Raw genomic sequence first — 19,593 nt, forward strand, 5'->3', positions numbered from 1 at the left:
GTTATTTGTTATAGTTATATTTGTATGATTTTTGAAATTGGAGGAATGCAACCTTGGAACGTGAACTCGCACTAGAAATTGTCCGTGTAACAGAAGCAGCAGCCTTAGCATCCGCACAGTGGATGGGCCGCGGAAAGAAAAATGAAGCAGATGATGCAGCAACTACAGCTATGCGTGATATGTTCGATTCAGTAAACATGGCAGGTACAGTTGTAATCGGTGAAGGAGAACTTGATGAAGCACCGATGTTGTATATTGGTGAAGAACTAGGAACAGGTAACGGTCCAGAAGTAGATATCGCTGTTGACCCATTAGAAGGTACAAACATCGTTGCGAAAGGCCTTGCAAATGCAATGGCAGTTATCGCAATCGCAGATAAAGGAAACCTTCTTCATGCTCCGGATATGTACATGGAAAAAATCGCGGTTGGTCCAAAAGCAGCTGGTAAAATTAGCTTAGATGATCCAATTGAAAAAACAATTGAAATTGTAGCAGAAGCAAACAATAAAAAAATTCGTGACCTAACGGTTATCATCCAAGAACGTGAACGTCATCAAGATATTATTGACCGTGTTCGTGCAAAAGGTGCACGCGTAAAACTATTTGGTGATGGAGATGTTGGTGCATCAATCGCTACAGCTTTACCTGGAACGGGTATCGACTTATTCGTAGGTGTAGGCGGAGCTCCAGAAGGCGTTATTTCTGCAGCAGCATTAAAATGCCTTGAAGGTGAAATGCAAGCTCGCTTAGTTCCAATGAACGAAGAAGAAGAAGCTCGTTGTCGTGAAATGGGATTAGAAGATCCTCGTCAACTTCTTATGTTAGATGACTTAGTAGCTGGTGATGACGCAATCTTCTCAGCAACAGGTGTATCTGCTGGTGAATTATTAGACGGCGTGAAATTCCTTGGCGGAGATTTAGCTGAAACATATTCTATCGTTATGCGTTACAAAACAAGAACAGTACGTTTCATTAAAACGCATCACCATTTAGATCATAAACCACACTTAAACTTAGATATTTAATAAAGGAGCCATGTGTATGGAAGAACGTTTCTTTCTGTACGACGATACAGTCGCTACAAAAACGCGTTTCGTTAGCTTTTTGGGGGAAAATGAGCGTCATGATTTAGCGCTTCTATACTCCGATCGTCATTACGGTAAAACGATAGTCCTTGATATGCAAAGCAACAAATTTGCTATCATCGGTCCTGACGATTTAAATGAACAAGGCTACTTAGAGCATGCATTTTCGATGTCTGAAGAAAATGCAGAAGAATTACGCTCATTTTTATTTGAACTTATATAATTTATCTGGTGCACCAGCTATGTTAGCTGGTGTTTTTTTACAATTTATATTTTGAATTTTCAATCTTACGTGTTATACTTATGAATAAATCTATTTGGATAGAAAGGACGTTATCTGCGTATGCCAACATTTACTTTGTAATGGACCAGCAATTGGATAGCATTACTCTCAAAAAAGCACCGTGCTTTTTCAAGGGAGTAGTCTGCCCATTCCCATTACGAAGGAACGTAACGCATCTGTAGTATGATGTTTACGGAGGTTCCTCTTGGGGGAACCTCTTTTTATTTTTGTCTACTTCTTATGTCTTCATACTACAAGACATCCAAATAGCTGTATTACGTTCCTTTACCAATATATAAGAGGTGAAGGAAAATGCAGAAAGTACAACTTTCTTGGAGTTTATATGAAAACGAACTAGTAACAATCGAAAAGTATTGTAAAAATTGCAGACGCACTACCCTATTTACTGACACGAACATTCGCAGACATAATGCAAACGGAAAGAATATATACCGATTTGCAATTTATAAATGTCCGAAAGATCATACGTGGAATCAAAAACTTCATATTTATAAATCATTTACTGATCACGTCGAAACTGTCGATATGACTCAGCAAGAACAAACTAAAACAAGTACTACCATTTCCATTACACAATACAAAGAAAGTGGTATAGCCGAAATAACAATCGTATTAGACATCGTTTTTGGTTCCCACCGAATTGATAAAGTGTTATCCACATATATTTCAGATTGGAGCCGTACTATCATTGTGGATAAAATTAAAAATGGGCATATCCAATTGAACGGACAACAAATGAAACCAAACAAAACTCTTTCTGAAGGTGATTACATTTCAATTTGTTTGTAAGGAGGACTCTCATGTTAAAGGTGAGAAAAGGTACGATTGATTTATTGAATGACTTAGATGTAATGTATACAGCATGCAAAGAATTACTCTTACAGAACCAAATTTACCAATGGGATGATTCTTATCCGACGCGAGAACACATTTCCTATCATCTAGAACAGGCCGAATTGTATTGTCTATTCCAAGATCAAGTACTTGTCGGTGCCGTCGTCTTAAACGAAGCACCGTCTCCAGAATACAAACTAATTGACTGGTCAGAAATAGACGGACGCTTTCTTATCGTCCACTCTTTTGTCATCCATCCGCTCGCGCAAGGCAAAGGATATAGTAAAGTACTTTTATCCTTTTGGGAAAGCGAAGCAAGACAGATGGGCTACAAAGGAATACGCCTAGATTGCTTTACAGGTAATCCCGTTTCATTAAGCTTATATGAAAAAAATAATTATATTTGTCGAGGTGCTGTTTACTTTGCAAGTAAACAGCCTCCTCATAATTGGTATAATTGCTATGAAAAAATCCTCTTACAATCGTAAGAGGATTTTTTCATTTCTTCACTTTTCGTAATACGAAGTGTGCACAACCGAAGTTACAGTACTCGTATAAATACTCTGATAAAGTACTAATTTTCGTATCATATGTCGAACGTTGATTACTATCATCAAAGAATCCGCGCAATCTAAGTTGCTCATAACCCCAGTCTCCAACGATATAATCATATTTATTTAAAATTTCTGCATAGCGCTCTTTAAGTGCTTCTTCACTAAAACCGTCACGAAAGTTTTTAATCACTTCGTACTGAACATTATTAACGCTCACCGTAGTATGAATCTCTTGCTTTTGCTCCATTATGAACTTCCTCTCTAAGCATTCTTCTTTTTATCGTATCACAAAGCATAACAACCAACAATTTCAAATACAAAAAATTGAAAATTAGTGCATGCTATGGAGAAGGAGGTGCTACATCGTGAAAAAACAAATTATACTCTCTCTTCTCACTCTTTCCTTATTTGCAGGCTGCCAATCAACTAATAAAGCCGAAATGGAGCGTGAAGAAGGAAGTCGTGTTCTTGTTTCCAACAAAAACGACATGTATCATACGGAAAATACAAATACACGGCTCACAAGGGTGGGCTATTCATCTAAACAAAAACATGAAGTATCTAACAAACAAGTAGGCGCCATTAACCGTGAGAAAGTCGCTGAAATGATTACAAGCATGACAGTCAAACTTCCTGACGTCACCAATGCCGCTACACTCGTTACCGACGACGAAGTGTTCGTTGTATACCGTGCGAACACAACGGATCCGAAACTCGTAACAGATCAAGTATATAAAACAGCTTTGTCCATCGTCCCTCGCTATTATAAAGCATATGTATCAACAAACCAAAAGTTGATTTCTCAAATTCAAGGTCTTCAATCTGGTAGCTTAAACGATAAAGAATATGAACAAAGTCTTGATATGTTAAAACGTGAAATGAGCGATAATCCTCATTTGAACAATACGGGAGATCAAACTTTAAATGATATGATAAAAAAATAAAAAGGTGGAGGAAACCTCCACCTTTTTACTATTTCTTACGATCCGCATAAACCTCCATCGCATCACACATAAACTGCGCTAATCCCACGCCAAACTTATCAATATTTTTCGTAAAACGCTCATCAGCAACATACATTTGACCGAGCCCCTTAAAGGCTTCTAATGAATATTCACCGAAGTTTTGCAAGTAATCGTACCATACCCCGATTGCAGATTGCGCCTCTTTAGAATCAGGTGCTCCATTTCGAAGTGTTGCTAGATTTCTGTAAATATTATTAAACTCCTCCTGTTTCTCTTTAGACATCCCCTTCGCTGTTTTATTCGCTTTATCTACAGCCTCATCTCCCCATCGTTCACGTGCTTCTTCTTCGTACGGGTTATGACTAAAATCAAATCCTTCAAATTTCTCTTTATTCGTCATATCAATCTCTCCTTTTGTATGCTGAATTGTTTTATTAATCGTCGCTATCACCTTATCTAACCTGGCACGCTTTTCAAGAAGCATTTTCTTATGAAGCTGTAGCGCTTCTTCATGATCAAATGATGGACTCATGATAATTTCTTTAATCTTCTTCAAAGGGAAGCCTAGTTCTTTAAAAAATAAAATTTGCTGCAACGTTTCTAAATTTTCATTGGAATACAGACGATATCCAGACTCTGTCGTCTCATCTGGGGTTAACAACCCAATTTCATCGTAATGATGCAGTGTGCGCACACTAATTCCAACTAAATTAGCTACTTCTTTTACCTTCATTGTCATGCGTATCTCCCCCTTAATACATACGATAAAGTATGACGCAACGTTAGAGTCAATAAAAATTCCATTTTGTTTTTGAAAGATTCATCTCTCCACATTCTCCTACATTTCATGCATAATATATATGTACATACATTAGAAAGCGGTGAAAGTATGGTTTCAAATACTGTAATTGCCAGCATCATATTTCAACTCGTTGCTTCGATTCTGGTCCCAATTATTGTACTCGTTTATTTCCGTAAGAAATATAATATTAATTTGAAAATAGTTGGCGTTGGTGTCCTTATCTTTATCGGGTTTACCCAAATCCTCGAAACACCATTCCAATTATTCATGCGTGGTAATCCCACAACAGCTGAGTTTTTAAAGAACCCATTTATCTTTTCGATTTTCGGCGGACTAACTGCTGGTATTTTTGAAGAACTAGGTCGTTTCGTTGCTTTTTACTACTTACTGAAAAAATATCGAGATTATAAAGACGGTCTTGCGTACGGAATTGGACACGGCGGTATTGAATCGATTTTAGTCGGCGGATTCGCTGGGCTTCAAACTCTTACCTTTGCAACATCTATTAACAATGGTAGCTTCGCTCAAATGGTTGAACAATACCCACAGTTGAGCCATATCAAGGACTTGTTAATAGAGCAACCTGCCTATTTATACTTACTTGGTAGCCTAGAAAGAATTATGGCATTAGTGCTGCAAATTGCCTTCACAATGCTTGTCGTATACGCGGTAAAACAAAAGAAATACATTTTCCTCGTATACGCTATACTATTCCACGCACTTGTAGACTTTTTCGCAGCACTTTACCAAACAAAAATGATTAACATCTTTGTAGCAGAAGGAATTACTCTTCTCTTCGCGATTGGTGGTTTCATTCTTATTCGTAAAATGAAAGAGAAATTAGTAAGTATGCCAGAGTAAAAAATAACCCACCAGTTGGTGGGTTATTTTTTATATGGATTGTCGTAGTGATGATAACTTTTCCCTCCTCGCAGCTCCCTCTTTGTTTCTGCATCTATAACGATGTACTTATGAAACTCCTCTACTTCATCTTGAGAAAAGGAACCAAAAAAATAAACTTGGCGATCTGGATGAACAAACGAATCCTGAATCACCACTCTACTACGACAGCCGACAGCTGTTTTTTGTCGGAAGGTAAATTCTGCATCTTGTACTTCTTTCCATAAAATTTTCTTTCGAACACTATACGAAGCATTTTTGTATTCCTTATAGACCTTCTTATCTAACTGTTCATAAAATAGATTTTCATTCACAAACGATTTATTTCGATTGCTTGGATAGTCTAATTTTTGATTTGATTGTGCATATGTTGTGGACAATTGCGCGAGAAAACAAATACTGAATACAATGCATATCATTTTTTTCATAATTGCACCTCAAATTTTCATTATCCACATTACTTTTCCACATACTTAGATCACTATTCCGTTTCCAATAAAAAGGAATTATTTCCACATTTGTCGAAGTATATAGCGTCAACTTGAAAGATGGGGATGAATTATGAAGAAAATTATTGTAATACGACATTGTTCCGCAACTGGACAAAAACGTGATGCCGAATTAACGTTTGCCGGAAAAGATCAAGCTAACACCCTTGCTGCATTCCTCTTAGAAAATCAGCTACAAATAGATCATATTATTTCGAGCCCATTTGTCCGAGCTATCGATTCCATTCGGCCCTATGCGCTCAAAGCTAACCTATCTATCGAAGAGGATGAACGATTAGCTGAACGTATATTAAGCAACGTTCCGATGGATGATTGGATGCAAAAACTAGAATCTACTTTTACAAACATAGATATTGTCTTTTCAGGCGGAGAGTCAACAAAACAAGCAACGGACCGTGCTATATCGCTTATCCAAGACGTTTTAAAGTTAAACCATACTACAACACTACTCGTTACACATGGAAACTTACTTACGCTCATTTTAAAGCACTTTGATCGTACGATCGGCTTTAGTGAATGGAGAACTTTAACGAATCCTGATGTTTACGAAATTACAATCGATGAACAAAGTTTCATAAAACGATTATGGGAAGCATCGTCCAAATAGTATCCCTTTCCAAAACACTCAGTTGACGCCACGAGAAGAGACTGTATTAACAATAGAGAGGGGTATCATTCCATATGTACGAAGACGTACTTTCTTTACTACATAAAACAAATGCTTCTTATGAAAAATTTGAACACGAACCAGTACTTGACTATGAAACAGATCGTATCGTTCGTGAAAGACTTGGTTTGCAAGGCACTCCAAGTAAAAGCTTATTTTTAAAATCAAAATCCGGGGAGCATTACGTATTCTTTACGTTAGAAGGCACTCGCCTCAACCGAGGGGAGATGAAGGAAATAACAGGAGAGAACTTATCTCTCTGTTCTCCTAATGAGCTAAGAGAAGAGACTGGTTGCACTCCTGGATGTGTAGCTCCTTTCGGTTATTCACAAGATGTAACGATTATTGTGGACAGTTCAATTTATACTTACGATAAAATTTTAATTACACCTGGTGTACCTGAATTTACAATTGAATTATCCACAGAGGAATTAAAAAAGATTTTATCCACATGTCAAAATAAAGTTTTAGAGTATAAGAAAAAAGAGAGCTAATGATTAGCTCTCTTTTTTCATTATTTCGCTTCTGCTACTTTTTCTTTTGCAGAACGTACTTGCTCGTCCGCATGATAAGAAGAACGTACAAGTGGGCCAGCTTCACAGTGGCTAAATCCTTTGCTAAGTGCAATTTCTTTTAGCTCTGCAAATTCTGCTGGTGGGTAATATTTAATAACTGGTAAATGCTTCTTAGATGGTTGTAGGTATTGTCCAAGAGTTAAAATATCCACATTGTTTGCACGTAAGTCATCCATTGCTTCAATTAAATCTTCTCTCGTTTCACCTAAGCCCAGCATAATGCTCGATTTAGTTGGAATATCAGGCTGCATTTCTTTTGCTCGACGTAAAAACTCTAATGAACGGTCATATTTTGCTCTAGCGCGAACTCGGTTAGATAATCGACGTACTGTTTCAATGTTATGGTTCAAAATATCTGGTTTTGCATCCATTAACATTTTTAAGTTTTCTTCTACCCCACCCATATCAGATGGTAATACTTCGATTGACGTAAATGGATTTTCGCGACGAACAGCGCGTACTGTTTCAGCAAAAACAGCTGCTCCGCCGTCCTTTAAATCATCACGTGCAACCGCTGTTATAACAACGTGCTTTAAGCCCATTTGTACTACAGAATCTGCTACGCGTTCTGGCTCTTGTAAATCAAGCTCAGTTGGCAAGCCTGTTTTAACCGCACAAAAACGACAAGCACGTGTACAAACCGCACCTAAAATCATAAATGTTGCTGTTTTCCTTACAGCCCAGCATTCATGAATATTCGGACATTTCGCCTCTTCACAAACTGTATGAAGATTCTTAGAACGCATCATTTTCTTTAAGCCTGTATAGTTTTCATTCGTGTTTAACTTAATTTTCAACCATTCGGGCTTGCGCTTATACTCTGTTTGTTTTGTCATGGTTATCAACTCCGCACAATATGAAATAGTTTACCGTGTTCGCTTCTTTCAATGTAACATATCTATTCTAACGTATGAAAGCGATTTGCTCAAATGAAGATTCTAAGATTTTTTCCAATCGTTCCCTATAATGAAATACTCCGTATATCCCACACTAAAAAGAGTGATGTTGTGAAAGGAGTCTATTTCATGCTTCGAAAAATTTCTCTTTTGCTTTCGATTTGCTTTCTTCTCCACCAAAACATCGCTTACGGTGAAGATAATCAGCAAAGCATATATGAAAAGCGCATGGCACTATATAAAGAAACTGAGCAATCTTCAGGTATTCCGTGGTATTACTTAGCTGCAATGGATCAATACGAAAGAAACATACGGAGCGTAAGAAAGGATATTCCGAAAAAACCAGATGCCATCATTTCCCTTTATTTCAAACCTGAAATATGGGCTGGACCTGTTAATAGTAATAATACTCTCCCCCATACGATTTCTTTATTTGGCGGAATGGGTTTAGATGGTGACAAAGATGGATTTGCAAATGCAAATAACGACCGTGATCTTCTGCATACCGCAGCAACTATTTTAAAGAAACAAGGAACGTCAGAAGACCGTATTAACATTATGCTTTGGGAATATTATAGACGTGCAAAAACAGTTGAATTAATTACAGAATACGCCCGAATTTATAAACATTATGGACGCATTAATTTAGAAGGAAATGCTTTCCCTCTCCCTATTCGCAGTGACCATAGCTATCGTAGTACTTTTGGTGCTGGTAGAAGTTTTGGCGGCAGGAGAATTCATGAAGGAACCGATATTTTTGCTGGATATGGCGTACCAGTACGATCAACTTGCTATGGCGTTATTGAAACAAAAGGATGGAATCGTCTTGGTGGATGGCGCATTGGTATTCGTGACCTTCATAATAATTACCACTATTACGCTCATTTAGGCGGGTTCTCTAAAGAAATACAGCTCGGACAAATTGTCGAACCAGGAAAAGTAATCGGATTTGTCGGTAGTACTGGTTATGGTCCTCCTGGCACAGCTGGAAAGTTCCCGCCTCACTTACATTTCGGCATGTATAAAGACAATGGCTATAGCGAATGGGCTTTCGATCCATACATGCATTTAAGCCTTTGGGAACGAAAAGAACGAGCAAATACAAAACGATAACCGTAGCGAATTGCTACGGTTATTTTTTTATATTCGCTAACTATCCGTTTTCTTTTTATCTGGTACAACAATTCCGCCACTTCCGTAATAAGTAGGCACTTCACCTTGAACGATGCGCGTCGCAATCGGAATGTTTTGCTTCACTTTAATTTCTTTCGTGCGTAACGGAATCATAACTTGTAACGTCACTTCCACTTCCATAATAATTTTGATCGCTGTATTATTAATTCCTTGCGGCTCAACTAATTGTTTAATATCCGTATTCACATGACCAATTGGCGTAAAATTAATCGGAATATCCGGTCCTATATTACCAAGAAGCGCATTATCAGTTATACGCCCAAAAGGAACTGACATAGATACCCCATTCTCTTCAAAAATACCAAGTGCTTTCGTATCCCCTTTTTCTACTTGTTGTAAATATTTTTCTATGTATGCAGTAGTCGATGTTAATATTTCATTTACTTGTTTTGTATTTAAATCAATTGTAGATACTTTCCCGTTCCTATCCGTTTGCACTTTCATTAATGAATCTACATCAAACCCTTCATTAATTCGGTCTTTTACCGCTTTCGTCATAACTGCTGTTGCCATTTTATGAGTCTCTGTTTCCCCATATTTAATTAACGTTGGCTGAATACTTTTATTTACAATCCATAAACCTTGAACTACCATTACGATAAAAAGAATAAATGAAATAAGCAGTATATACCGAAAGGAAATCGGTCCCCTTCGAAACCGCGAATTTTTCGAACGAAATATGCCCATAAGAAAACCCTCCTTCTTATATTATTTCTATGCAAGAAAGAGGGACGATATATGCTTATCTCATTTTTAATAGTGCATCTTTTCCGATTGTGCCTACCGGAATACCTAAAGCTTCGGCTCCAGTCGTTACTGATTCCAGCGGTGCTTCAAGAAGTTGTTCAATCGTTCTTACACCAACCGCACGGCCAGCAATAATTCCTCGATCACCTAACTTCTCATTTAGAAGACCTACATCTAAAGCACCGCACATAATATATCCTTTATCGCTCATTACAGCTAGCAAATTTGTCTTTGGAAGTTTTACGCTAACAGCAATGAACGTATAGTTATCAATTATAATTGGCTCTACATTAACCATAGTTCACACTCCTCTCTTTCTTATCTTTATGACAAGAGAAAAATGAGTGTTACAAGTTAACTAGCCTATAGTTTGACTGAAGATGTATAAGTTATCAACATGTCTGTTAGTACATCTCTAAGCAATTCCGGCATATAATATTGTTTGTCAGAAAGTGTGGATAGCTCTGGGTATAAGTATCCGAATGTAAACATATCAATCGTTCCTACCGTATATATCCGGTCTAATTCCAGCGATTCGCCGTTAATCAATACATCTTCTAGTAAAATTTTATTCCCTGGAATCGTATCTGGAATCACTTCCAAACCATCGTAAATCATTTTCCCCATTACTTTTCCACGAAATCCGAATCCTTTCACCTCAAGATTCTCCATATTCGGGCGGCGCGCTTTCAAAATAACTTCTCTTAACGTTTTCCCTGGTACTTTTAACATACATGGATTAATGGGATGTGGACAAATCCGATGAATATCTCCGCGCGTCACAACACCTTCATTTAATCCCTCAAGAAGTACACCAGCATTCACCATCCCAACATCCGCATTACACCACTCTTTAAGTGCACTTGCCAACATATGAGAAAACGTCGTCTCCTTAAACCAATCAACCGGCAATGATTCTTTTAAATGAACGACAGGCTCAGCCATTATCTGTTTACTTTCTTCCTTTAGCATTTCAATTGTGGATAACGGCTCGCTATAAGCACCTAACCGTTCTGTCTTAATCGCTCTACCGTCTTTTTTCAACAGTCTCTTCGTCTCTTTATCCACAGTAAGCTGAACGTGACCAACGTAATGTCCCCACTTTTCACAACAGCAAAGCAAAGTATTATCCACAAGAACACCGCGCTCAAATAAATGATGCGTATGTGCCCCTAAAATAACATCTATATCATAATGCTCCGCCATATACTCATCCATACTTTTTCCAAGATGAGAAAGCACAACAGTAATATGAGCTGTATCCTTAACTTCTTCTAAAATAGACTCTAAATGGATGATTGGATCTTCAATATGCCAGTCTAACATATGATAAAACTCTGGATAAGCTACCGTTAATCCAATAAAGGCAATCGTAATCCCATCTGTCGTTGTATGTAATTTATAAGGCTGCGCCCACGCCGGACGTACACCTTCTTTTTCAAACAAATTCGCTACAAGCACCTCAAAACCAGCATCATCATATAGACGATTCAAATGCTCTTTTGCCAATGTAATTCCTTCATTATTTCCGATCGTTACATAATCATATAACGCCTCATTTAATAATTTTGTATTCCCAATTCCATTTGTCGCTTCCGAAATACTATGAAAACGATCCACATGATCGCCAATATCCACAGTTAAAACAGTCTCTCCCGCTTCCTGTCTTCGCTTTTTCTCCCCTCGTACAAACCGAGAAATTTGCGGCCAATTTTCAAAATGACTATGTATATCGTTTGTATGATAAAGGTGGATGATTGTTTCTTTATTTATATTCAGAGAAAAAACCTCCTCTCAGTTCCTTACTGCCATTTACGCTATACGTACGCAATAATCCTGTAAATACTTTTCGTCTTTTCTTGCTATTCTACATTGTACTCGCATTATAAGAAAAAGCCAAAGATTGCCCTTTTATTATGGAAAACTTTATATTACTTTTTCTAGTGTGTTGATTAGTTTGGGGCGGGAATTTTTCGAGAGGTTTAGCGAGCAATGCGGCGGATTTGTCAGTATCTTTGTCTTACCTCTGGTCGTTCTCTTTTCGTATAAAATGTTGCGGGTGGTATGTGTGGGATTTCTTTTGTCTTACTTTGTCGACAAATCGATATTCCTTGTCCAACCGCTGATATATTGAAATAATCGCCGATATATTCCGAGTTGTGGTCGATATATTTCATTAAACACCTACCCGGGTATCTTACAGCCGAACCCGAATATACAACATAAGAAAGCGCCCTGCTATGCAGGGCGCTTTCTTCATACATATATTATCCAGTTCCAGCGGCTAGAATGTTCGGTGGCTTCACTTTTAAATATTGTCCAGCTTCGCCTCCTAGACCCTCATGTCTAAGAACCTTCCGCACCAGAAGATAAAAAGCATCTTCTGTACGAAAGAACCTTAGCCAACGGGTCTGGACAGTCGGCTCCGCATTTCTATTTAACCGATAGAACCTTCCATCTCAAACTTGATTAGACGGTTCATTTCAACTGCGTATTCCATTGGAAGTTCGCGAGTGAATGGCTCGATGAAGCCCATTACGATCATTTCTGTAGCTTCTTGCTCAGAAATACCGCGGCTCATTAGGTAGAATAATTGTTCTTCTGATACTTTAGATACTTTCGCTTCGTGCTCAAGTGAAACGTAATCGTTTTTGATTTCGTTGTAAGGAATTGTATCAGATGTAGATTGGTTATCCATGATTAACGTGTCACACTCGATGTTAGAGCGAGAGTTTTTCGCTTTTGGTCCGAATTGTACGATACCACGGTAAGTTACTTTACCACCATGCTTCGCAATCGATTTAGAAACGATTGTTGAAGACGTGTTTGGTGCTAAGTGAATCATTTTCGCACCAGCATCTTGGTGTTGGCCTTTACCAGCAATCGCGATAGATAATGTTAAACCACGAGCGCCTTCGCCTTTTAAGATAACTGCTGGGTATTTCATCGTTAATTTAGATCCGATGTTACCGTCAATCCATTCCATCGTTGCGTTTTCTTCACAAACCGCACGTTTTGTAACTAGGTTGTATACGTTGTTCGCCCAGTTTTGGATTGTTGTATAACGGCAATATGCATCTTTTTTAATGATGATTTCTACTACCGCACTATGAAGTGAGTTAGTAGTGTAAACAGGTGCTGTACAACCTTCTACGTAGTGTACGTGTGCGCCTTCGTCTACGATGATAAGCGTACGCTCGAATTGTCCCATATTTTCAGAGTTAATACGGAAATACGCTTGAAGTGGTGTATCAACTTTAATACCTTTTGGAACGTAGATGAATGATCCACCAGACCAAACTGCAGAGTTTAATGCAGAGAATTTGTTGTCTGTTGGTGGGATTACTTTTCCGAAATGCTCACGGAAAATATCTTCGTTCTCTTTTAATGCGCTATCTGTATCTTTGAAGACGACTCCTAGATCTTCTAGGTCTTCTTTCATGTTGTGGTATACAACTTCAGATTCGTACTGTGCAGATACACCAGCTAAATATTTTTGCTCAGCTTCAGGAATACCTAATTTATCAAATGTCGCTTTAATTTCCTCAGGTACTTCATCCCAAGACTTCTCAGATTTCTCAGATGGTTTTACGTAGTACGTAATTTCATCGAAATCTAAGTCGTTTAAGTCGCCGCCCCATTGTGGCATTGGCATTTCATAGAACTTATCCAGTGATTTTAAACGGAAGTCTAACATCCACTGTGGTTCTTCTTTCATACGTGAAATCTCTTCAACGATTTCTTTTGTTAAACCGCGTCCAGCACGGAAAATCGAAACGTCTTTATCCTTGAAACCATATTTATAATCGCCGATATCTGGCAGTTGCTTCGCCATGTTGGTGTGTCCCTCCTTATATAACCTCGTTTTTAGGAACCTTTAACATTACTTATCTTCGTTTAAGCCCTTTTCTAACGCTTTCCACGCTAATGTTGCACATTTAATACGTGCCGGGAACTTGCATACGCCTTGTAATGCTTCAATATCTCCTAAATCAATGCTGTCATCATACTCTTTTCCTAGCATCATGTCAGAGAAAATTTTAGAAAGCTTAAGAGCCTCTTCAATTTTCTTTCCTTTTACTGCTTGTGTCATCATTGAAGCTGAAGACATTGAAATTGAACATCCTTCGCCTTCAAACTTCGCTTCTTGCACAATACCCTCTTCTACTTTCATCGTAAGTTGAATACGATCGCCGCAAGTTGGATTGTTCAAGTTAACGGTAACACTATCTTCTAACACGCCATGGTTACGAGGATTTTTATAATGATCCATAATAACTTGACGATATAACGTATCTAAATTATTAAATGACATTTGTGAAATACTCCTTTGTCTTGATTAGCGATTCAACAAATGTATCAATTTCTTCTTTTGTATTATATAAATAGAAGCTCGCACGTGCTGTAGAAGAAGCTTTTAGCCACTTCATAAGCGGTTGTGCACAGTGATGTCCTGCGCGAACCGCAATGCCTTCTACATCTAATACAGTTGCTACATCGTGAGGATGTACGTCTTCAATATTAAATGTAACTAGACCAGCGCGATGCTTTGGACCATAAATTGTAACGCCATCTACTTCTGATAGTCTCTCTAAAGCGTATTGCGCTAATTCATGTTCATGCTTTTCAATATTATGAAGACCGATTTCTTCTAGGAAATCAATTGCCGCACCAAGTCCGATTGCATTACCGATAATCGGTGTACCTGCTTCGAACTTCCACGGAAGCTCTTTCCAAGTAGACTCTTGTAAGTCTACGAAATCAATCATTTCACCACCAAATTCAATTGGTTCCATATTGTTTAGCAATTCTTTCTTACCATATAATACGCCGACACCTGTTGGTCCGCACATCTTATGAGCAGATAATGCGTAGAAATCACAGTTTAAATCTTGTACATCCACTTTCATATGAGGTGCACTTTGTGCTCCATCAACGATCATGATTGCACCGTTTTCATGTGCGATTGCTCCGATTTCTTTTACAGGGTTAATCGTTCCAAGTACGTTAGAAACGTGCATGATAGAAACGATTTTTGTATTCGGTGTAACTGTTTGACGAACATCTTCTAAAGAAATTGTACCGTCTAGTTGAAGCGGAAGGTATTTTAAAGTTGCACCAGTTTTCTTCGCAACTTGTTGCCACGGAATGATGTTACTATGGTGCTCCATGTAAGAGATGACGATTTCATCGCCTTCTTTTACATTATCAAGACCATAGCTAGCTGCTACTGTATTTAATGCAGTTGTCGTTCCGCGCGTGAAAATAATCTCTTCCATTGATTTCGCGTTAATAAACTTGCGAACTTTCTCGCGTGCACCTTCATACGCGTCGGTAGCTTTCGTACCAAGCGTATGAACACCGCGATGCACGTTAGAATTATATTCTTTATAGTAACGTTCTAACGTTTCAATGACTTGAATTGGTTTTTGAGAAGTTGCTGCACTATCGAAATATACAAGTTGTTTGCCGTTCACTTTTTGATCAAGAATTGGAAACTGTTTGCGTATTTCATGAATATTCATTAGCGAACTTTCCTTTCAATTACCTCGACAAGCTGTGCCTTTACTCCTTCAATTGGAAGCTCATTTACTACAGGTGCTAAGAATCCATGGATGACTAAACGTTCTGCTTCGCGTTTTGGAATACCACGGCTCATCAAGTAGTATAATTGGTATGGATCTACGCGGCCTACTGAAGCTGCGTGACCTGCCATTACATCATCTTCATCGATTAAAAGAATTGGGTTTGCATCACCGCGAGCTTTCTCATCTAACATAAGAACGCGAGAAGATTGTTGTGCATTTGATTTAGATGCACCATGTTCAATCTTACCAATTCCATTAAAGATAGATGTTGCACTATCTTTTTGTACTCCGTGTTTTAAAATCCAACCTTCAGAGTGTTTACCGAAGTGAACAACTTTAGTTGTAAAGTTTTGTGTTTGGTTACCACGGCCAATTGTTACTGTTTTTGTATCAGCAAATGATCCGTCGCCCATTAAGTTCGTAACGTTCTCTGAGATTGTATTTCCGTCATTCATAAGGCCTAGAGCCCAATCAATACGGCCGTCGCGTCCAACAATACCGCGGCGGTTAACGTAAGTTGTTACGTCTTTTGCTAATAGATCAACCGCACCGAATTTCACTTGTGCGCCTTGTTCCACGATTACTTCTGCTACGATATTTGCAATACCTTTAGCATTTTCATTTGCAACGTAGTTTTCTACATATGTTGCAGTACTGTTCGCATCAGCTACGAATAATACGTGGTTATATACGTTAGCTTCTTCGCCGTCTACTAAGAATACAGCTTGAAGTGGAGTTTCAAGAACAACGTTTTTCGGAACATATACGAATGCACCGCCGTTGATTAATGCAGCATGAAGTGCAGTTAGACGATGCTCGTCTACTTTCACGCCGTCTTTCATTAAGTACTTTTGTACTAATTCAGCATGCTCTGTTGCAGCTGTTACGATGTCTGTAAAAATAACACCTTTTTCTTTCGCTTCGTCTGCTAAAGAAACGAAAGCAGTTGTACCAGTACGTTGTACTAATACGCTGTTATTTTCATCGATTAAGTTTTTCACTGCTTCTGGAAGCTCTGTTAAAGAACTTACAGGCTCTTGCTTAGCAGCGTCGCCTTTTCCGATAAAGTCCCATTTTTCAATTTTCGTTTTATCAGGCGTTGGCATTGGAAGTTCAGTTGCTTGTGCAAGAGCTTGTAAGCGGAACTCAGTCAACCAAGCAGCTTCGTTTACTTCGCTTGCGCGCTGACGGATTGTTTCTTGATCGAAAGGTAATGTACCGATTGTCATGTTTATGCTCCTCTCTTACGCTTCTTGCTCTGCTGTTTCGTCTTCAATACCTAATTCTTTTTTAATCCAGTCGTAACCTTCAGCTTCTAGACGTTGTGCAAGCTCAGGGCCACCAGATTTAACGATACGACCGTTCATCATAACGTGAACGAAGTCTGGAGTGATGTAGTTTAATAAACGTTGGTAATGCGTAATCATTAGGCAGCCGAACTCTTCGCCGCGCATTTGGTTAATACCTTTAGATACAACTTTTAATGCATCGATATCAAGACCTGAGTCGATTTCATCTAAGATTGCAATTTTTGGCTCGATCATCATTAATTGAAGAATCTCATTACGTTTTTTCTCACCGCCAGAGAAACCTTCGTTTAAGTAACGTTGTGCCATTTCTGGATCCATTTCTAGGAATTCCATGTTTTTATCTAATGTACGGATAAATTTCATAAGAGAAATTTCTTCGCCTTCTTCACGACGTGCATTAATTGCAGAACGTAAGAAGTCAGCGTTTGTTACTCCGCTAATTTCACTTGGATATTGCATTGCTAAGAATAGACCTGCTAGTGCGCGCTCGTCTACTTCCATTTCTAATACATCTTCACCGTCGATGATGATGCTACCTTCTGTTACTTCATACTTTGGGTGACCCATAATCGCAGAAGATAAAGTTGATTTACCTGTTCCGTTAGGTCCCATAATTGCGTGGATTTCTCCACCTTTTACTTCAAGGTTTACACCTTTTAAAATTTCTTTACCGTCGATTGATACGTGTAAGTCTTTAACCGTTAATGTAGAACCAGCCATCTCAATACCTCCATTAATCCTCTATATACATTTTAAAAATTCCTAAAACGTTCATATTCTCATTTTATTCTCATTCTAATCTTATAGCAAATAAAATGATATCGCAAACGACGAAAAAAAGTAACAATTTTTTCACAAATGTATATAAGTATTTCCCTTGCATCCTTATATGATACACTTTTCTTCTTATATATATAAAGAAAAAAGGACTGGGGATTTCCCAATCCTTTCCTGCACTTATTCATTTACTGGAAGTACAGCACCTTTATATTCTTTATTGATAAAGTCTTGAATTTCTTTTGAATGCAATACATCTACTAACTCTTTAATTTCTTTTTTCTTCTCGTCACCTTTACGAACTGCGATAATATTTGCATAAGGAGAGTCTGATCCTTCAATTGCAATTGCATCCTTTGTTGGATTTAATTTCGCATCAATTGCGTAGTTTGAATTAATAAATAAAGCATCACCTTCATTGTTTTCGTACAGCTTCGGTGAAAGTCCAGGTTCTACATCTGTTTTAAACTTTAAATTTTTCGGATTTTCTACAACATCTTTTACTGTTGCTTTAACAACATCTACACCGTCTTTTAATTTAATAGCGCCGCCTTTTTGTAACAATGCGAGCATACGGCCACGCTCCGCTACGTTATTACTCATAATAACTGTTCCGCCATCTGGAAGTTCTTTTAAGCTTTTATATTTCTTAGAATAAATGCCCATTGGCTCTAAATGAATTTTTCCTGCATTTACAATTTTGTATCCTTTTTCTTGAATCTCTTTATCTAAATAAGGGATATGTTGAAAATAATTTGCATCGATTTCTTTATCAGCTAATGCCTTATTTGGTAAAACATAATCCTGGAATTTTTTTACCTCTAACTTAATGCCCTTTTTCTCTAATATTGGCTGTGCCTTTTCTAAAATAACAGCGTGCGGTATATTAGAAGCGCCAACGACAAGCTTATTCTCATCTTTTCCCCCGCAAGCAGCTAATGTAAATACAGACAGTGCTGTAACAACTGACAATAGAATCTTTTTCATATGATGTCCCCTTCTCCCCTATAGTTATGTAGTAAAAAAAGGACCGGCATACACCAGCCCTTTTTCCGCAATTATTCTTTTACAGGAACAACTGCCCCTTTATATTCTTTAGTAATAAAGTCTTCAATTTCTTTAGAATGCAGTACTTCTATAAGAGCTTTAATCTCTTTTTTATCTTTATCGCCTTTACGAACAGCTACTACGTTTGCGTATGGAGAATCATTTCCTTCAATTGCAATCGCGTCTTTTTCTGGGTTTAATTTCGCATCAATTGCATAGTTAGAATTAATTAGAACCGCATCGCCTTCTTTATTGTTATACACTTGTGGCAATAACCCAGGCTCGATATCTGTTTTGAACTTTAAGTTTTTCGGATTATCCGCAATATCTTTTGGAGTTGCTTTAACTGGCTCTACTCCGTCTTTAATTTTTAAAATGCCTTCTTTTTGTAAAATTGCTAAACCACGACCATGATCAGTAACAGAATTACTCATAATAATTGTCGCCCCGTTTGGAAGTTCTTTTAAGCTCTTATATTTTTGAGAATACACACCAATCGGTTCTAAATGAATTTTTCCTGCTATTTCAAAATCATATTTCTTATCTTTGATCTCTTTTTCTAAATACGGAATGTGCTGAAAGTAGTTTGCATCTAATTCTTTATCTGCTAACGATTTATTCGGTAACACGTAGTCTTGGAATTTTTTAATTTCTAACTCAATTCCTTTTTTCTCAAGTAACGGTTTTGCCTTTTCTAAAATTTCAGCGTGCGGTACGTTAGAAGCACCAACAACAAGTTTCTTTTCATCTTTATCTTTCCCGCCACAAGCAGCTAACCCAAAAATTGAAGTTGAAATAAGTGCTGTAAGTAATAATTTTTTCATTTGAAATATCCCCCT

Annotated in this window: 23 protein-coding genes; 9 read left to right on the forward strand and 14 right to left on the reverse strand. The window is 37.9% G+C overall.

What is annotated here, in order from left to right; genetic code table 11:
• Positions 1-53: 53 nt before the first annotated feature.
• From glpX to DET63_RS26945, 4 genes are all read left to right on the forward strand, one after another.
• Positions 54-1,025, forward strand: a complete 972-nt coding sequence (gene glpX / locus DET63_RS26930; protein ID WP_002068074.1) for a class II fructose-bisphosphatase — start codon at positions 54-56, stop codon at positions 1,023-1,025.
• Between the two features lie 16 nt (positions 1,026-1,041).
• Entirely contained in the window at positions 1,042-1,308 is a 267-nt protein-coding gene (locus DET63_RS26935) for a DUF3055 domain-containing protein (protein WP_002034592.1), read from the forward strand.
• A gap of 372 nt (positions 1,309-1,680) precedes the next feature.
• The gene (locus tag DET63_RS26940) at positions 1,681-2,178 is read left to right on the forward strand and encodes a hypothetical protein (protein ID WP_061690082.1); all 498 of its coding nucleotides are present in this window, start codon (positions 1,681-1,683) and stop codon (positions 2,176-2,178) included.
• Positions 2,179-2,189: 11 nt separating this feature from the next.
• Positions 2,190-2,711, forward strand: coding sequence for a GNAT family N-acetyltransferase (locus DET63_RS26945; protein ID WP_113938377.1), 522 nt, complete (start codon positions 2,190-2,192; stop codon positions 2,709-2,711).
• A 10-nt stretch (positions 2,712-2,721) separates the two neighbouring features.
• On the opposite strand, the gene DET63_RS26950 is transcribed toward DET63_RS26945, so the two are convergent.
• The gene (locus DET63_RS26950; RefSeq protein WP_002015914.1) at positions 2,722-3,024 is read right to left on the reverse strand and encodes a YutD family protein; all 303 of its coding nucleotides are present in this window, start codon (positions 3,022-3,024) and stop codon (positions 2,722-2,724) included.
• A gap of 118 nt (positions 3,025-3,142) precedes the next feature.
• Between DET63_RS26950 and DET63_RS26955 the strand changes: the two genes are divergently transcribed.
• Entirely contained in the window at positions 3,143-3,721 is a 579-nt protein-coding gene (locus DET63_RS26955) for a YhcN/YlaJ family sporulation lipoprotein (protein WP_002015915.1), read from the forward strand.
• A 28-nt stretch (positions 3,722-3,749) separates the two neighbouring features.
• On the opposite strand, the gene DET63_RS26960 is transcribed toward DET63_RS26955, so the two are convergent.
• Complete coding sequence (locus tag DET63_RS26960) at positions 3,750-4,481, reverse strand: MerR family transcriptional regulator (RefSeq protein ID WP_113938378.1); 732 nt, start codon at positions 4,479-4,481, stop codon at positions 3,750-3,752.
• Positions 4,482-4,589: 108 nt separating this feature from the next.
• Here DET63_RS26960 and DET63_RS26965 point away from each other — a divergent pair, with 108 nt between their 5' ends.
• Entirely contained in the window at positions 4,590-5,405 is an 816-nt protein-coding gene (locus DET63_RS26965) for a YhfC family intramembrane metalloprotease (RefSeq protein ID WP_113938379.1), read from the forward strand.
• 23 nt (positions 5,406-5,428) lie between these two features.
• On the opposite strand, the gene DET63_RS26970 is transcribed toward DET63_RS26965, so the two are convergent.
• The gene (locus tag DET63_RS26970) at positions 5,429-5,872 is read right to left on the reverse strand and encodes a hypothetical protein (protein ID WP_113938380.1); all 444 of its coding nucleotides are present in this window, start codon (positions 5,870-5,872) and stop codon (positions 5,429-5,431) included.
• A gap of 133 nt (positions 5,873-6,005) precedes the next feature.
• Here DET63_RS26970 and DET63_RS26975 point away from each other — a divergent pair, with 133 nt between their 5' ends.
• Both DET63_RS26975 and DET63_RS26980 read left to right on the forward strand, forming a co-directional pair.
• Entirely contained in the window at positions 6,006-6,560 is a 555-nt protein-coding gene (locus tag DET63_RS26975) for a histidine phosphatase family protein (RefSeq protein ID WP_113938381.1), read from the forward strand.
• 74 nt (positions 6,561-6,634) lie between these two features.
• Positions 6,635-7,114 carry a YbaK/EbsC family protein gene (locus DET63_RS26980; RefSeq protein ID WP_002089362.1) on the forward strand — a complete coding sequence of 160 codons (480 nt, stop codon included), beginning with the start codon at positions 6,635-6,637 and terminating at the stop codon, positions 7,112-7,114.
• Between the two features lie 20 nt (positions 7,115-7,134).
• Here the strand turns inward: DET63_RS26980 and lipA are convergent, their stop codons facing one another.
• Positions 7,135-8,031: a lipoyl synthase gene (gene lipA, locus DET63_RS26985; RefSeq protein ID WP_002015922.1), complete on the reverse strand. Its 897-nt coding sequence runs from the start codon at positions 8,029-8,031 to the stop codon at positions 7,135-7,137.
• 189 nt (positions 8,032-8,220) lie between these two features.
• Here lipA and DET63_RS26990 point away from each other — a divergent pair, with 189 nt between their 5' ends.
• Positions 8,221-9,204: a M23 family metallopeptidase gene (locus DET63_RS26990; protein ID WP_113938382.1), complete on the forward strand. Its 984-nt coding sequence runs from the start codon at positions 8,221-8,223 to the stop codon at positions 9,202-9,204.
• Between the two features lie 36 nt (positions 9,205-9,240).
• Here DET63_RS26990 and yunB read toward each other — a convergent pair whose 3' ends face one another.
• From yunB to metQ (DET63_RS27040), 10 genes are all read right to left on the reverse strand, one after another.
• The gene (gene yunB, locus DET63_RS26995; RefSeq protein WP_113938383.1) at positions 9,241-9,972 is read right to left on the reverse strand and encodes a sporulation protein YunB; all 732 of its coding nucleotides are present in this window, start codon (positions 9,970-9,972) and stop codon (positions 9,241-9,243) included.
• Positions 9,973-10,027: 55 nt separating this feature from the next.
• Positions 10,028-10,330, reverse strand: coding sequence for a YunC family protein (locus DET63_RS27000; RefSeq protein ID WP_002015926.1), 303 nt, complete (start codon positions 10,328-10,330; stop codon positions 10,028-10,030).
• A gap of 65 nt (positions 10,331-10,395) precedes the next feature.
• Entirely contained in the window at positions 10,396-11,811 is a 1,416-nt protein-coding gene (locus DET63_RS27005; RefSeq protein WP_309473026.1) for a bifunctional metallophosphatase/5'-nucleotidase, read from the reverse strand.
• A 658-nt stretch (positions 11,812-12,469) separates the two neighbouring features.
• Positions 12,470-13,867 (reverse strand): Fe-S cluster assembly protein SufB, encoded by a 1,398-nt coding sequence (gene sufB, locus DET63_RS27010; RefSeq protein WP_002015928.1) that lies wholly within the window; start codon positions 13,865-13,867, stop codon positions 12,470-12,472.
• A gap of 48 nt (positions 13,868-13,915) precedes the next feature.
• Positions 13,916-14,347: a Fe-S cluster assembly sulfur transfer protein SufU gene (gene sufU / locus DET63_RS27015; RefSeq protein WP_002089369.1), complete on the reverse strand. Its 432-nt coding sequence runs from the start codon at positions 14,345-14,347 to the stop codon at positions 13,916-13,918.
• On the reverse strand, positions 14,337-15,557 hold the full coding sequence (gene sufS, locus DET63_RS27020; protein ID WP_002015930.1) for a cysteine desulfurase SufS: 1,221 nt from the start codon (positions 15,555-15,557) through the stop codon (positions 14,337-14,339). Before sufS ends, sufU begins: the two co-directional genes overlap by 11 nt.
• Positions 15,557-16,849, reverse strand: coding sequence for a Fe-S cluster assembly protein SufD (gene sufD, locus DET63_RS27025; RefSeq protein ID WP_002015931.1), 1,293 nt, complete (start codon positions 16,847-16,849; stop codon positions 15,557-15,559). Before sufD ends, sufS begins: the two co-directional genes overlap by 1 nt.
• 15 nt (positions 16,850-16,864) lie before the next feature.
• Positions 16,865-17,650, reverse strand: a complete 786-nt coding sequence (gene sufC, locus DET63_RS27030; protein WP_002015933.1) for a Fe-S cluster assembly ATPase SufC — start codon at positions 17,648-17,650, stop codon at positions 16,865-16,867.
• A 237-nt stretch (positions 17,651-17,887) separates the two neighbouring features.
• Positions 17,888-18,694, reverse strand: a complete 807-nt coding sequence (gene metQ, locus DET63_RS27035; protein ID WP_113938385.1) for a methionine ABC transporter substrate-binding lipoprotein MetQ — start codon at positions 18,692-18,694, stop codon at positions 17,888-17,890.
• Between the two features lie 71 nt (positions 18,695-18,765).
• Positions 18,766-19,578: a methionine ABC transporter substrate-binding lipoprotein MetQ gene (gene metQ / locus DET63_RS27040; RefSeq protein WP_002015935.1), complete on the reverse strand. Its 813-nt coding sequence runs from the start codon at positions 19,576-19,578 to the stop codon at positions 18,766-18,768.
• Positions 19,579-19,593: the final 15 nt, after the last annotated feature.

The sequence above is a fragment of the Bacillus sp. DB-2 genome (assembly GCF_003315125.1).
Lineage (GTDB): Bacteria > Bacillota > Bacilli > Bacillales > Bacillaceae_G > Bacillus_A > Bacillus_A mycoides.

Coding starts and splice junctions, on each gene's coding strand:
- DET63_RS26935 (WP_002034592.1), top strand. CDS start 1,042: ATGGAAGAACGTTTCTTTCTGTACGACGATACAGTCGCTACAAAAACG.
- DET63_RS26940 (WP_061690082.1), top strand. CDS start 1,681: ATGCAGAAAGTACAACTTTCTTGGAGTTTATATGAAAACGAACTAGTA.
- DET63_RS26945 (WP_113938377.1), top strand. CDS start 2,190: ATGTTAAAGGTGAGAAAAGGTACGATTGATTTATTGAATGACTTAGAT.
- DET63_RS26950 (WP_002015914.1), bottom strand. CDS start 3,024: ATGGAGCAAAAGCAAGAGATTCATACTACGGTGAGCGTTAATAATGTT.
- DET63_RS26960 (WP_113938378.1), bottom strand. CDS start 4,481: ATGACAATGAAGGTAAAAGAAGTAGCTAATTTAGTTGGAATTAGTGTG.
- DET63_RS26965 (WP_113938379.1), top strand. CDS start 4,590: ATGCATAATATATATGTACATACATTAGAAAGCGGTGAAAGTATGGTT.
- DET63_RS26970 (WP_113938380.1), bottom strand. CDS start 5,872: ATGAAAAAAATGATATGCATTGTATTCAGTATTTGTTTTCTCGCGCAA.
- DET63_RS26975 (WP_113938381.1), top strand. CDS start 6,006: ATGAAGAAAATTATTGTAATACGACATTGTTCCGCAACTGGACAAAAA.
- DET63_RS26980 (WP_002089362.1), top strand. CDS start 6,635: ATGTACGAAGACGTACTTTCTTTACTACATAAAACAAATGCTTCTTAT.
- lipA (WP_002015922.1), bottom strand. CDS start 8,031: ATGACAAAACAAACAGAGTATAAGCGCAAGCCCGAATGGTTGAAAATT.
- DET63_RS26990 (WP_113938382.1), top strand. CDS start 8,221: ATGCTTCGAAAAATTTCTCTTTTGCTTTCGATTTGCTTTCTTCTCCAC.
- yunB (WP_113938383.1), bottom strand. CDS start 9,972: ATGGGCATATTTCGTTCGAAAAATTCGCGGTTTCGAAGGGGACCGATT.
- DET63_RS27000 (WP_002015926.1), bottom strand. CDS start 10,330: ATGGTTAATGTAGAGCCAATTATAATTGATAACTATACGTTCATTGCT.
- sufB (WP_002015928.1), bottom strand. CDS start 13,867: ATGGCGAAGCAACTGCCAGATATCGGCGATTATAAATATGGTTTCAAG.
- sufU (WP_002089369.1), bottom strand. CDS start 14,347: ATGTCATTTAATAATTTAGATACGTTATATCGTCAAGTTATTATGGAT.
- sufS (WP_002015930.1), bottom strand. CDS start 15,557: ATGAATATTCATGAAATACGCAAACAGTTTCCAATTCTTGATCAAAAA.
- sufD (WP_002015931.1), bottom strand. CDS start 16,849: ATGACAATCGGTACATTACCTTTCGATCAAGAAACAATCCGTCAGCGC.
- sufC (WP_002015933.1), bottom strand. CDS start 17,650: ATGGCTGGTTCTACATTAACGGTTAAAGACTTACACGTATCAATCGAC.
- metQ (WP_113938385.1), bottom strand. CDS start 18,694: ATGAAAAAGATTCTATTGTCAGTTGTTACAGCACTGTCTGTATTTACA.
- metQ (WP_002015935.1), bottom strand. CDS start 19,578: ATGAAAAAATTATTACTTACAGCACTTATTTCAACTTCAATTTTTGGG.